Below are 12,539 nucleotides of genomic sequence, written 5' to 3'. Positions count from 1 at the left end.
CCGTCCGGTCCGGTTCCTCCGGGCAGCGAGGCGCCGCCTGGGCGCGACCTCGCCCAAACGCTCAATTGCCGGAGCCTCTTAGTTCAGTGCGGCAGATAGCGGCGCGCGAAAGTGCTGTCGACAGGTGCCGGGGCTTTGGATAGTTTGACAATAGTATTGAGGTCTAAGTCTCGAACGTAGTAAGACGGGGACCGGCAATGAAGCCAGATCCAGTGTGGGATGCCGACGAAGTCGAGGTCGTCCGTGGGTTGCGTGCGACGCACGGCATCACCACGGCACTCGGCGTCGCGGGTAACGCGCGGGATCACGTCGTCCTCCGGCGGCTCGACCTGTCGGTTACCTGGCCGTGGAGCTGGTATTGGCTCGCCCAGGAGCTCGAGGTCATGGCCGACTCCGGGCTGTCGAACCTGGTGCCGACCCGGGTCGCGCACGCGAGTCCCGAGCAGGTGATACTCACCCGGCCGCTGGTGGAGGGCCGCGACCTCCTGGAATGGGCCGCGCAGGACCCGCACCCGTCGATCGACGACCACCTTCAGCTGATGTGCGAGCTGTTCTTCGCGCTCGCGCAGTTGCACGGCATGGGGATCGCGCACGGCGGGCTGAAGCCGGCGAACATCATGGTGACCGAGGAGACCGGGCGGCTGGTCCTGCTCGACGCGAGCGTCACCCGCACGCAGCTGGCCGACTCCATAGAATCCGCCGACGGCAGGTACCTGCCTCCCGAGCACACCGGGGAGGTGCGCCGGACGGTCGGCTTCGCCGCGGACATCTTCGCCTGCGGCCGCGTCCTGCTCGAATCCGCCGCCGAACGAAACCGCACGGCCAGCGCGTTGCGGGCGCAGGCGAACGAGCACGGTTCCAGCGTGGAAGGCCTGGTCCACCTGCTCGCCGTGGTCGGTGTGCCCCCGGCCCTGCGCCCGATCTTCCTGAAGCTGCTCCACCCCCAGCCGGAGCAGCGGTACGCCAGCGCCGAGGACGCACTGGCCGGGGTCGAGGCGGTGCTCGCGACCGGCATCGTTCCGCAGACCACCACGCGAAGCGGTGGCACGCTTGCCTACGTCGAGCCGCCGCTCGTCGGCAGACGTGCGGAGCTGGACAAACTGGTCTCCTACGCCAAAAGTGCCCGTACCGAGGGTGCGGTGCTGTGCTTGAGCGGCGAGTCCGGGCTCGGCAAGAGCCGTCTTCTCGACGCGGCCGCCGGGCGCGCCGACGATGCGGGCGTAACCGTCTTGCGCGGTGGCTCGTTCGACTACGCGGCACAACGCCCGCTCGGGCTGTTCGCGGAACCGTTGCGGGACCTCATGGCCTACCTCCGGGCTCACCCCGCCGAAGCCGAAGCGGCCGGTCGCGAACTGGGAGAGCTGCTCCCGCCGGTGATCGAACTGGTGCCGGGCCTTTCCGGGCTGTTCGCCGACCTGCCGGTGGCCGGGCTCGCCGGCGAGGCGCTTGTGGACGGTTCACCATCGGTTGTCGCGACGGCCGTCACCCGCCTCTTCCAAGCCGTGTTCACCCGGGCGCGGCCCGGAGTGCTCATTGTCGACGACTGCCAGTGGGCCGACGACCTCAGCTGGCAGGTGCTCGCCAAACTGGCGTCGGCGATTTCGCGCGGCGAGGAACACCTTTCCCTGATCTGCGCCTGCAGGCCGGAAGCCGTCGCGCAGGTGAAGACCTGGGCTATCGCCGATTTCCTCGCACTGCAACCACTGTCTTCCTCGGACACCGAGGAGCTCGTCCGTTCGGTCGGTGACCGGCTTCCTGGCGAGATCATCCCGTACGTGATCGGCTACTCCGGGGGCAATCCCTTGGAGACGCTGTCGGTTTTCCGCGCGCTCGTCGATTCGTCCGCGCTGGTCTACGACGGGGAGCGGTGGGTGCTGGACGAGAGCGAGATGCGTTCGCTTCCACTGATCTCCCAATCTCGCGCGGTTTCTCCCACTGGCGCGCGCGAGCGGGTGCCGGCGGACATCTTCGTCTCCGCCCGGCTGGACCGGCTACCGGCCAACACCAAGCACGCCGTTCGGCAGGCCGCCGTTCTCGGCCGCCGGTTCGAGTCCTCGGCGCTGGGTGAAGCACTCGGTGTCGGCACCAGAAAAATCCACCATCTTCTACGGGAAGCCATGGATCGCGGGATCCTCCGGCGTCTTCCCGGCGATGGCGGCTTCGTGTTCACCCACGACCGGCTGCGGGACGCGGTGCTGCGGTCACTGACCGACGCCTGCCGGAAAGACCTGCATCTCCGGGCCGCGCAAGCGCTGGAACGGTCGGGTGAAACGCAGGGCGACTACGAGATCGCGTACCACTTCGACCGGGCAGGCCGGGTCGAACTGGCGATGCCGTACGCGGTGCGAGCCGGTGAAGCGGGTTTGCGGCAGCACGCGCTCGATGTCGCGGAGAGCAACTTCAAGATCTCCGAGGCAGGGATACGGCTCGCGGGGACGGTGAGCAAGCCAGACAGGTTCCGGGTCTACAGTGGACTCGGCGCGGTGCACATGCTGCTGGGTAACTACGATCTGGCGGCCAAAGAACTGGCCACCGCCTACGAAGTGGCGGAGGCACTCGACGGTCTCGACTCGGCAAGGGTGGCGACCCTGCTCGGGGAGCTGGCTTTCAAGACCGGCAGGTTGGAGGAAGCCGCCGACTGGATGAAGCAGGGCATGCGGCATCTGGGTTTGGGCGTGCCGGAACGTTCATGGAGGGCCGCCGCGTCCTGCGTCGGTGAACTCGTCCTGCTGACCGTTGGGTTGTTCCGCTGGGGCAAGGCGAAAGCGGGTAACGAACGTGCGCGGATCGCGGCGCGCATCTACAACCGGCTGGTATATGAGTGGTGGTTCGCGCGTTCGCCGATCTGGGTGGTCTGGGCGATGGTCCGCGCGCTGCGGATTTCCCGGAGCAGCAGGAGCATGCGGGAACAGTCGCAGGCGTATTCCACCGCGGCGGTGTGTATCGCCGGGCTTACCCCGGTGCTCGCGCCCGTCGCACTGCGGCTGTCCGTGCGCTCCCTACGACTTCGCCAGGCGGAGGACGAAGACTGGGGAATCGCGCAGTCACAGCATTTCCGGGGTTTTGTGCTGCTCGCGGCCGACAGGTACGAGGAAGCGATCGAGGCGTTCGATACCGCCATCACGGCTTTCGACGTGGTCGGTGACCGGTGGGAGCAGATCGCCGCGCGGTGGCAGAAGGCGCTTTGCCGCTACCGGCAGGGGAGACTGCACGAAGCCGGGGTGATCGCGCGCGAAACCTATTGGGAGGGAAAGCGGATCGGCGACCGGATCGGTGCGGGGACCGCGCTCGCGATCTGGACCCGGTGCCTGCCGGGCGATGTCAGCGCGGACACTATCGCCCGTGAACTGCGGCAGACCAATTCGGACGATCACCACACCACCGCGATGCTGCAGGCGGCCCGAGGCTGGCGGCTGTTCTATTCGGAACAGTATGAGGCCGCGGTGGAGGCGTTTCGCAAGGCCGACGATTCCCTGCGCACCGCGGGCATCAGGAACCATTTTGTCGCGCCCATTGTGACGTCGCATCTGCAGGTGCTCCGCCAATGGCATGACAAGGCGCCGGCGTGGTGGGCAGGGGAACGGCGGAGCCGGGCCAAGCTCGTCCGCCGCCAGTTCCGCCGTGCCCTGCGATCTGCTCTCGTCTTTCGTGGCGAGCGGTCCGCGGTACTGCGTGAATGGGCGGTGATGTCGTTCGCGCACGGGCACAGACGGCGTGGACAGCTGATTCTGAGCGCGGCGGTGCACAGCGCGACCCGCGCGCGGGCCGAAGGCGAACTCGCCGCGTGCTCCCTGGTCGCGGAGCTCGCCTGGGTGAAATCGGAACGGGGTGCGCTCGCCCGCCTGCGGCCCGCGTCGGAACTGTGCCGCCCGCTGGGCGTGCGGGTGGACCGCGGGATCGTCGAAGCGGTGTCGTCGCGGGTCATGCCCACGGTCGGGGATTCCTCGCGGCACCAGGCGCTGGTCAACGCCGTCGGCGGCATCGTCGCGTCCGAAGACGTCGACGAAGTGCTGGAGAAGCTGCGTGAGGCGACGGTCGCCACGACCACCGCGCGCCGGGTGGAGATCACCAACGGTGAGGCGCGAGAGTCCACTGTGGACGAGCTTGAGATGAAGCGGACCGAGCGCGTCGCCAAGCTGGTGACGACCGACGGCGTCCGGGCGAAATCCGTGGTGGCGGCTTTTCCTTTGGGGGAAGGCGATCAGCACGAGCCGACCGTCGAGGTGCTGGCCGCGCTCGCGGGCGCGGTCATCGAACGGGAAGGGCTGCGCCGCGAGTCCATGGAACGGATCGTCGCCGTGCAGGAGGCCGAGCGTGACCGGATCGCGCGGGACCTGCACGACGAGTTCGGGCACCTGTTCGCCGGCATGATGGACGGGCTCGGCAAACTGGAGAAGGCCGGTGACGACACCACTCGTGGCCTGACCAGGGATGTCCGGAGCATTGTGCGGCAAGGGATTCAGTCGGTCAACACGGTGGCTTGGTCGCTGCGTCCGTCCGGGCTCGACGACCTCGGCCTGCCCGGCTGCATCGAGCAGTTCGTGGCGGACTGCCGCCGGATCTTCCCGATCCGGTTCGAGCTGAGCGTGGCCGTGGGGGATGCGAAGATCCCGCAGCCGGTGGAAACCGCGCTCTTTCGCATCGTCCAGGAAGCGCTGACGAACGTCGGCAGGCACAGCCGTGCGAGTGAGGCGAGCATTGTGCTCGTGTCTTCGGGGGACAGCGTGCGCGTGGTCGTCGAGGATGACGGGATCGGCTTCGACGTCGATCGTGACAGGCAAGGTAGGTCGCTCGGGCTGACCGGGATGCGGGAACGGGCGCGGCTGGCCGGTGGCCGGTTGACCGTCGATTCCCAGCCAGGTCGGGGAACGACCGTAATGGCGGAGGTGCCAGTCGTCCGATGATCGATGTAGTCGTGTGTGATGACCACGGGATAGTCAGATCCGGGATCCGCCGGATCCTGGAAGGCACGCCGGACTTCCAAGTCCGGGCCGCGGCACCGACCGGGAAGCTCCTCGTCGAGGCTATCGAGGAGTTCCGGCCGGAACTGGCGGTGGTCGACATCCGCCTGCCCGACGGCAGCGGCCTCGACCTGCTGGCGTCGATCGCCTCGATCTCACCCGCCACGAACGTCGTGATGCTCAGTATGTACGGGGCGCGGGGATACGTGGAGAAGGCGAAGCTGCGCGGGGCGAGGGGTTACATCACGAAGGACTGTCTGGAGGAGGAGCTCATCGAGGTCCTGCACGCGGTGATGACCGGGGACGAGTTCGTGTCGTATGTGCCGGAGGAAACTGCGGAGTGCTATCCGTCGGGGAATGTCGACATCTTGTCGTCCCGGGAGCGCGAAGTTCTGAAGCTCATCGCCACCGGGCTGACGAACTCCGAGGTTGGCGACGAACTCCGCGTGTCCCCGCGAACCGTCGAGAGCCACCGCGCCAGCGTCCAGCGGAAGCTCCTCGTCCGCACCCGCGCCGAACTCGCCCGCGTCGCCCGGGACGCCGGCTTGCTGGACTGACTCGTGAGTGTTCGGGCCGGTCCGAACACTCACGAGCCACGTGCTCAGTTGACCTTGCGGTCGAGGCCTTTCCAGTACTGTTCGCGGAGTTTGAACTTCTGGATCTTGCCGGTGGCGGTCTGGGGGATGGCGGCGCGGAACTCGACTGACGTCGGCGCTTTGTAGCCCGCCAGCCGTTGTTTGCAGTGGGCGATGATTTCGGCCTCGGTGACCGTCGCGCTGTCGGCCTTGACGACCAGAGCCTTGATCGTCTCGCCCCATTTGTCGTGCGGCACGCCGATCACCGCTACCGCGGCAACCGCCGGGTGCGAGAAGACGCAGTCCTCCACCTCGATCGACGACACGTTCTCACCGCCGGTGATGATCACGTCCTTCTTCCGGTCGGAGATCGTCAACGTGCCCTCGTCGTCGATCGACCCGCCGTCGCCGGTGTGGAACCAGCCGTCCCGCAGGGCGTCGGCGGTGGCAGCCGGGTCGCGCCAGTAGCCGTCCATGACCACGTTCGAGCGGGCGAGCACCTCGCCCGAATCGGAGATCCGTAGCCGAGCACCCAGCGAAGGGATCCCGGCGCGGGAGATCCTGCGCGCGCGTTCCTCGGCGGGGAGTGCGTCGTCCGCCGGCGTGGCGCGGTTGACGGTCAGTAGCGGGGACGTCTCGGTCAGGCCGTAGATCTGCAGGAACTCCCACCCGAGCTCCTCGCCGACGCGGCCGATCGTGCGGCTCGGCGGTGGCGCACCCGCGCATACGATCCGCACCCGGCCGCGGCCGGGGATCTCGCCTTCCCACTGTTGTGCCGCATCAAGGACCGCGTTCCACACCGCCGGAGCGCCGCACATCAGCGTGACGCCGTGGTGCTCGACGCGGCGGAGGATCTCCATCCCGTCGACCTTCCGCAGCACGATCTGTTCGGCGCCGAGCCCGGCGAGCCCGAATGGCATTCCCCAGCCGTTGCAGTGGAACATCGGCAGCGTGTGCAGGTAGACGTCCCGTTCCCAGGCCCGTGTGTGCAACGCGAGGGTGACCGCGTTGACCCAGATGTTGCGGTGGGTGAGCTGAACGCCCTTGGGGCGCGCGGTGGTACCCGAGGTGTAGTTGATGGTGGCCGTCGCGTTCTCGTCTGGTGACTCCCAGGGCGCGGGCTCGATGCCGAACCGCATCAGTTCCGTGTCGGTTTGCTTGCCCAGCACGAACTTGTGTCGCATCTCGACGTCGGCCAGCTTGTCTTCGAGTTCCGGGTCCACGAGCAGTACGGATGCCCCGCTGTGCTCGACGATGTAGTCCACTTCGTCCCTGGACAGCCGGAAGTTCACCGGCACGCAGATCCGGCCGCTGCCAGGCACCGCGTGCAGGAGCTCGAGCAGGCGCGCGGAATTGTGGCTGACCACGGCCACCCGCTCGCCAACTCCGATACCGAGCGCGTCGAAGCCCGCTTGCCAGGCACGTACCCGGTCGCCCAGGTCGCGATAGGTGAGCTTTCCGAGGCCCTCAGGTTCGTCGATGACGGCTGCGTTGCCCGCGAAGCCGGTTTCACCGCGGTCGAGGAAGTCCGCGACGGTGAGGGGGACGTGCATGGCGGCTACCTCCGCAGCAGGGTGGACACGGCCGTCGGAGTGCGGCCTAGCGAAACGGTAGTCCGGTGCGGGCCGATCCAACTTCCGTAGTTTTTCCGGATGTTCTCCGGCGCCGCGGCTCGTTGAATGAACGGATGCGGAGTTGTCCATTGTCAGACCTCGAAACGTTCGCCAATGTGCTGAGTGAGCAGGCCGGCGGGGTGCTCAGGGTGACCCTGAACCGGACGGGGGCGCTTAACGCTATCGATTCGGTGATGGCCGCCCAGTTGCGTGAAATATGGGTACTTGCCCAGCAGGATCCGGAGGTCCGGACGATCGTCCTGGCGGCGGCCGGAGTTGAGGCTTTCTGTATCGGCTTCGACCGTGCAGACCCGCCGCTGCCTGTACTCGGCTGGGTGCCGATCACCCCGAAGGAATGTGGCGTCGCCAAGCGCGTGATCGTCACAGTGAATGGCATCGCCTGCCGGGAGTCGTTCCGCTTTCTGCGCGACGCTGACGTTGTGCTCGCCGCGCCGAACGCGTCGTTCTTCGAACCGTCCGCCGACTGGGGCCCGTCGTGCGACGACGTGCCCACGATGCGCAACCCGTTGACGGCCTCACGGGCCCAGCAGCGAGGCCTTGTACACGACGTGGTCCCCTTGGCCTCACTGCGATCCGTTTCCGCCCGCCTGGCCGCTCCAAGCTCGTAAGTGCTTAAGACCGGTTGGTATAGAAGCGAGATAAGAACCGCCCTAAACACTCCTGGGGCTCATGGCTGAAGGTTTCTCACCAGCCAGGTCGGCAAGGGTGTGTACGTCCGCGCGCAGCACCCCTTTGTCGTCGGTGTCGTCGCCTACATCGCCCCAGCGCCTGGCGAGTATCGCTACGACCTGCTCGCTGTCGACGAGATCCAGCCGCCCGCGGATTCGGCCCGCGGACTCGGCTTGGAGCGGGAGACCACAGTAATCCGACTTCGGGTGATCTACGACAACGATCGCCGTCCCATCGAAGCGTCGGTCCTGATCAAAGGTGGGTACCTCTACGAACTGTCCTGCCAGCAGGACATTCCGACGCCATAGACCGAGGTTGGTCAACGAGGCGGCGCACCGTTGTCGAGGTTGGGTCAGATTGTGGGATCGTCACGTGTCGTATGAGGAAAGTCCGACGGTCGTGCCTAACTATCTGACCTTCTCGAACTCGCGCAGTCGCTCAAAACCGGCTTTTGCAGCTATCAAGCGGCAGCTGTACGGTCGAGCAAAGCTCGACCTCCTCCGCAAACTTGTCATCTTTGGCTAGTACCAACAAATCTAATGCTCCGTGACTCCATTACAAATTCGCGCCATATCCAATTTGACGGAGCGCCATCGGCGCCGGTGCATCCTTCTCGGCGATTTACCACACCACATCACGGAAACTGTGCAAGAGTCAGAAAAATCTGGTCACTGAAAAAGAACGCCCGCTGTATGATCTAAAGGGCGTTGTCATCTGGCTGTGCGTGTGACCCGCCAGCGGACGTTCGACGTCAGCCGCTGAGCCGATCCCGTCCAGCGAAAGTTGTCTGCGAATTGGCACCCCATCGGCCGATCAGCCGGAAACGTGAACATAGCCCAGTGACGTCCAGGGCGCGACGCACGATACGGGACGGTTTGAGTTCCAGATCCACACCGAGAGCGTTACAACGCTGGTCGAGGTCCACGAACGCTTGTAGCCCTGCGACGCCACAAAAACCCACACCGCTGAGATCGACGACGACCTGAGACAGTTCTCGTCGTCGCAATGCTTGACCGAACTGAGTGTCCAATGCGGGGAGGGTAGCGATGTCGATCTCGCCAACGACGTCGATGGTGATCGCCCCGGAGACGCCTTCAGCTGTGGCCAGCCTCAACAGCGACGGGGGCCCAGTTTGCTTCGCAGTGTTCATCGTTATCCCCTTCGCGTCGACGTCCACGGCTGTGGCTGCGCAGGACAGCGCCACCGGGTATCGCTCGGCCGCCGACTGCGCTCTCGGGCTTTGGGCACCTGCAAACTACCCAGCTGCCGAGAATTTCAAAACTGATCTTGTCGCGAAGGTTTAGGCTTGTGCGGCGCTGGTCGGAGATGGTGTGGATACATGATTCCCGCTCGCGGTCGAGGTCAAAGTCGCCGAAGGTCCCAGCTGAGCCCGAGCAGTACGCCTCGCCGCGCCCGGCAGGGACTGTGACGGCCATCATAGACGTTATTGTGTCGAGAATAGTGCGTCAGCTCCGTCCCAGGGGCACGAGCGGCCACGACTGGCCACGTGACACGGGAGGAATGGTGACGATCCAGCAGAGGGAGAACGTCGGCGTCGTTGTCGACGACTTCGCGGCTGCTACCGCGTTCTTCCTCGAGCTCGGCCTCGAGCTCGAGGATCAGGCCGTCCAGGACATCGAGGGCCGCCTGCGCGCGCATGGCGCCGAACTCGTGGGCGAGATAGCGCAGTACGAGCAGTACTGCCGGTACTGCTACGTCCGCGGCCCCGACGGCATCATCATCGGGCCGGTCGAAGAGCTCAACTGAAGTAGATCGCAGTCAGCACGTTCCGTACCAGACTTCCGTTCCAGAAAGGACCGTCCATCATGGCTGTCGCCGATGACCTTGACCACGCCACCGACTCGCAGTGGGACTGGGTCGCTGAGCAGACTCGTAAGTATCTGGCCTCGGGTGGCACCGAGGGATACGAATCGAACGGCGTCTACACGCTCGTGCTCGCCACGACCGGACGCAGGACCGGCATTGCGCGTCGCACGTGCCTGATCTACGGCACCGCGGGCGAGGACTTCGTCGTCGTCGCCTCCAAAGGTGGTGCCGACGAGGATCCGGCGTGGTTCAAGAACCTCCAGGCGGACCCGAGCGTCGGGGTGCAGGTCGGCGGCCGTCGGTTCACCGCTCGCGCCCGGGTCGCGTCCCCGGCCGAACGTGAGCCCCTGTGGCTCGAGATGGCGCGCATCTTCCCGCTGTACGACGAGTACGCACAGAAGACCGACCGCGGAATCCCGATCGTCCTGCTCACTCCGCAGGACTGACCAGGACGCGTCGGAGCGAGCACCGGACTCTGCATCAGCGGCGGCGCTGGGTGGATGCGGACCGGGCTGCGTCAACGTGGTGTATCGCCGATGAGCGCTGGTTTTCGGGGAAGACAGTTGCCCATCAGCCATCCTTGGCGTGGTCCGCAGGCAGGGCGAAAGGGTCGCCGGGCACCGCCATGGCCGTGCGGAACATGGGGGTGACTCGGCCGGAGTCGATCACCGCCTGCTCGTCGCGAGGCTGGTCGAGCACGTCGACCAGTCGCTCGGGGGCGAAGGGTTGTTCCTGGTGCGTCTGGAGTTTGACGCTGTTGTCGCCGGTCAGATCGATCCGGTTCCGGCGCCCGCCGAGGGCTGGTAAGTCCGCTGTCGACGATACGTGCGGAATGCCCGCGGCGCGCGCACCGGCACCTCATCGGCGTTGGTTCCGCGGCGGGGAAGATCGCGACCGGCGTTCAGGGAACGGTTCCCCCAAAAAGAACATGCAAAGGTGGTCGCCCACGGTGATAACGGGCTGCCGCCCAGCGTCGTGACCTGGGCGTCACTGGAGCTGTCTGCCACTGCCGCCGCCCTTCACTCCGCCCCTCGCAGCACCTGCCAAGCCCTGGTGGCCAGATGCAGGTTGAGCTTGCTGTCGACATCGTTGAGATCGAGATCGGTGATCTCCCGGATCCGGCCCAGCCGGTAGCGCAACGTGCTCCGGTGGATCGTCAGCGCGGACGCGGTCTCGTCGTAGCTGCCGCCGCATTCGAGGTACTGGGACAGGGTTCTGACCAGGTCAGAGTTCTTGTGCTCGTCGTAGTCCAAGAGCCGGCCGAGCCATTCCCGCACGAACGCCTGGATCTCTTCGTGGCTCTTCCCGGTGTCCAGGACCCGGTAGACCCCCAGCTGTTCGAACGCGGTCACCCCGTCGGGGGTCCGCGAGTTGCTCCGGATGTCGAGCGCCCGCAGTGCTTCCGAATACGATCTCGGCATGTCGCCAGGCTTGTCGCACTGGCTGCCGACGCCGACCGCGCCGACGGCGCCGTCCAGTCCGTCGGAGAGCGCGCGGTACAGCGCGTTCCAGTCCGGACGTCCGTGGACCAGGAGCACGACCGCTCCCGAGCGCCGCGAGATCAACGAGCTCAGGTCCAACGAGGCCACGGCCCGGCCGGCGGCCTCGGCGACGACACCGTCCGTCTGCTGCCCGCGCCACCTCACCACCACCACGTGGTGCGGGCCGACCAGGTCGTGCCCGATCGCGTCGGCGCGGGCGTAGGCGCTTTCGTCATCGGTGCCGGTGAGCAGGTCGTCGACCAGGTCCTGATGCAGGCGGAGCTCGACCTCGGCGAGGTTGCGCTGGTGGGACAGTTCGAGCGCCAGCACGGTGGTCCCGTACTCCAGCGCGAACATCTCGTGCTGGCCGGCGGTCTTGCCCGGGTCTACGAGCGCGAGCACACCGAGCACTTCGTGTCGTGGCTTGATCAGGGAGATCACCCGGTCCCTCTCCCGGATCGGGTGTGGGGTCACCGAAGCCCGTTTCAGTATTTCCTCGCGCCGGTGGACACTGAGCTTCGGGTACGGGTCGGGCTTGCCCGGCCCGTCCCAGGCACGCAGGTTGCCGAACCGGTCCTCGATCGCGACCGGCAACGCGGTCAGCTGGTGCAACGCGTGCGCGATCCCCGACTCGCCGGCGCCGGTCGCCGAGATGGAGCTGAGCACGTCGTGCACCTGCGTCTGCTGCTTGAGCCGGGCGACCGAGGCGGACAGCTCCGAGTTGAGTTCCTGAAGTTCGAGGGACTGCTCCCGTTCCCTGCGGTGCAGCGAGGCATTCGCCAACGCGCCGGCCGTCTGCTGCCCGAGCACCTTGAGCAGGAAGAACTCGTCGCTCGACGGATCCATCGGCGCTCGCACCACCAGGCAGCCGGTCGTTCCGCTCAGCCCGCGCAGCGCGAAGCCCCAGTGCCAGGCGTTGTCGGGCAGGACGATCAGGCCGCTGGTGCCGCCGAGCAGCTCGACTTGCGCGTCGAGCTCGGCGTTCGGCGCACCTCCGAAGGGACGGCGGGTCAGCCGCCCGTCGACGACCAGGTACACCGCCTCCACCTCGCAGCCGCTCAACGACGGCACCGAGGTGGTGGCGAGCCGGAGGATGGCGTCGGCTTCGCGGCTGTCGAACATCATCATGGAAATGACGAAAAGCCCATACAGATTCGACAGCTGGGCTCTCCACCAGCTGTCCGGCCTGACCGTGTCATCGTGCGCGACCGTGTCGTCGTGCGCGAATGCCGCCGCCACGGGGCCATCCGTCCTCTCGCCGTAAAGGTCGCCTAAGACCTTACGCGCCTGACCTGGCCTGCCGGGTCGATCGTTCGCGTGAATTTCGGCCTCCCAGGGGCACGCGCCGCCATGGGTGTTCTTGCCAGGGTGAGAGCTGCAAGGACACGCTTC

Annotated in this window: 10 protein-coding genes; 7 read left to right on the top strand and 3 right to left on the bottom strand. The window is 66.5% G+C overall.

Annotated elements, in window-relative coordinates:
* The first annotated feature begins 197 nt into the window (after positions 1-197).
* Entirely contained in the window at positions 198-4,904 is a 4,707-nt protein-coding gene (locus VGP60_RS11605) for an AAA family ATPase (protein WP_327547950.1), read from the top strand.
* Entirely contained in the window at positions 4,901-5,518 is a 618-nt protein-coding gene (locus VGP60_RS11600; RefSeq protein WP_327547949.1) for a response regulator transcription factor, read from the top strand. Before VGP60_RS11605 ends, VGP60_RS11600 begins: the two co-directional genes overlap by 4 nt.
* A 44-nt stretch (positions 5,519-5,562) precedes the next feature.
* Here the strand turns inward: VGP60_RS11600 and VGP60_RS11595 are convergent, their stop codons facing one another.
* Entirely contained in the window at positions 5,563-7,089 is a 1,527-nt protein-coding gene (locus tag VGP60_RS11595; RefSeq protein WP_327547948.1) for an AMP-binding protein, read from the bottom strand.
* A gap of 65 nt (positions 7,090-7,154) precedes the next feature.
* Between VGP60_RS11595 and VGP60_RS11590 the strand changes: the two genes are divergently transcribed.
* Together VGP60_RS11590 and VGP60_RS11585 are read left to right on the top strand one after the other, a co-directional pair.
* On the top strand, positions 7,155-7,778 hold the full coding sequence (locus tag VGP60_RS11590) for an enoyl-CoA hydratase/isomerase family protein (protein ID WP_327547947.1): 624 nt from the start codon (positions 7,155-7,157) through the stop codon (positions 7,776-7,778).
* A gap of 99 nt (positions 7,779-7,877) precedes the next feature.
* Complete coding sequence (locus VGP60_RS11585; RefSeq protein ID WP_327547946.1) at positions 7,878-8,147, top strand: hypothetical protein; 270 nt, start codon at positions 7,878-7,880, stop codon at positions 8,145-8,147.
* A gap of 443 nt (positions 8,148-8,590) precedes the next feature.
* Here the strand turns inward: VGP60_RS11585 and VGP60_RS11580 are convergent, their stop codons facing one another.
* Positions 8,591-8,989 (bottom strand): STAS domain-containing protein, encoded by a 399-nt coding sequence (locus tag VGP60_RS11580; RefSeq protein WP_327547945.1) that lies wholly within the window; start codon positions 8,987-8,989, stop codon positions 8,591-8,593.
* A gap of 374 nt (positions 8,990-9,363) precedes the next feature.
* Here VGP60_RS11580 and VGP60_RS11575 point away from each other — a divergent pair, with 374 nt between their 5' ends.
* From VGP60_RS11575 to VGP60_RS11565, 3 genes are all read left to right on the top strand, one after another.
* Positions 9,364-9,606: a hypothetical protein gene (locus tag VGP60_RS11575; RefSeq protein ID WP_327547944.1), complete on the top strand. Its 243-nt coding sequence runs from the start codon at positions 9,364-9,366 to the stop codon at positions 9,604-9,606.
* Between the two features lie 59 nt (positions 9,607-9,665).
* Positions 9,666-10,112, top strand: a complete 447-nt coding sequence (locus VGP60_RS11570) for a nitroreductase family deazaflavin-dependent oxidoreductase (RefSeq protein WP_327547943.1) — start codon at positions 9,666-9,668, stop codon at positions 10,110-10,112.
* A gap of 139 nt (positions 10,113-10,251) precedes the next feature.
* Positions 10,252-10,473, top strand: a complete 222-nt coding sequence (locus VGP60_RS11565) for a hypothetical protein (RefSeq protein WP_327547942.1) — start codon at positions 10,252-10,254, stop codon at positions 10,471-10,473.
* Positions 10,474-10,685: 212 nt separating this feature from the next.
* On the opposite strand, the gene VGP60_RS11560 is transcribed toward VGP60_RS11565, so the two are convergent.
* A complete protein-coding gene (locus tag VGP60_RS11560; protein ID WP_327547941.1) occupies positions 10,686-12,386 on the bottom strand; it encodes a PucR family transcriptional regulator in 1,701 nt (566 codons plus the stop codon).
* Positions 12,387-12,539 lie beyond the last annotated feature (153 nt).

The sequence above is a fragment of the Amycolatopsis sp. genome, from assembly GCF_036008905.1.
Classification (GTDB): domain Bacteria; phylum Actinomycetota; class Actinomycetes; order Mycobacteriales; family Pseudonocardiaceae; genus Amycolatopsis.
The sequence above is the reverse complement of the archived record's forward strand: the minus strand, read 5'-3'. Positions and strand labels throughout refer to the sequence as shown.

Bases quoted from the DNA above. Each gene is read 5' to 3' on its own strand.
- VGP60_RS11570 (WP_327547943.1), top strand. From the start codon at position 9,666: ATGGCTGTCGCCGATGACCTTGACCACGCCACCGACTCGCAGTGGGAC.
- VGP60_RS11580 (WP_327547945.1), bottom strand. From the start codon at position 8,989: ATGAACACTGCGAAGCAAACTGGGCCCCCGTCGCTGTTGAGGCTGGCC.
- VGP60_RS11605 (WP_327547950.1), top strand. From the start codon at position 198: ATGAAGCCAGATCCAGTGTGGGATGCCGACGAAGTCGAGGTCGTCCGT.
- VGP60_RS11600 (WP_327547949.1), top strand. From the start codon at position 4,901: ATGATCGATGTAGTCGTGTGTGATGACCACGGGATAGTCAGATCCGGG.
- VGP60_RS11595 (WP_327547948.1), bottom strand. From the start codon at position 7,089: ATGCACGTCCCCCTCACCGTCGCGGACTTCCTCGACCGCGGTGAAACC.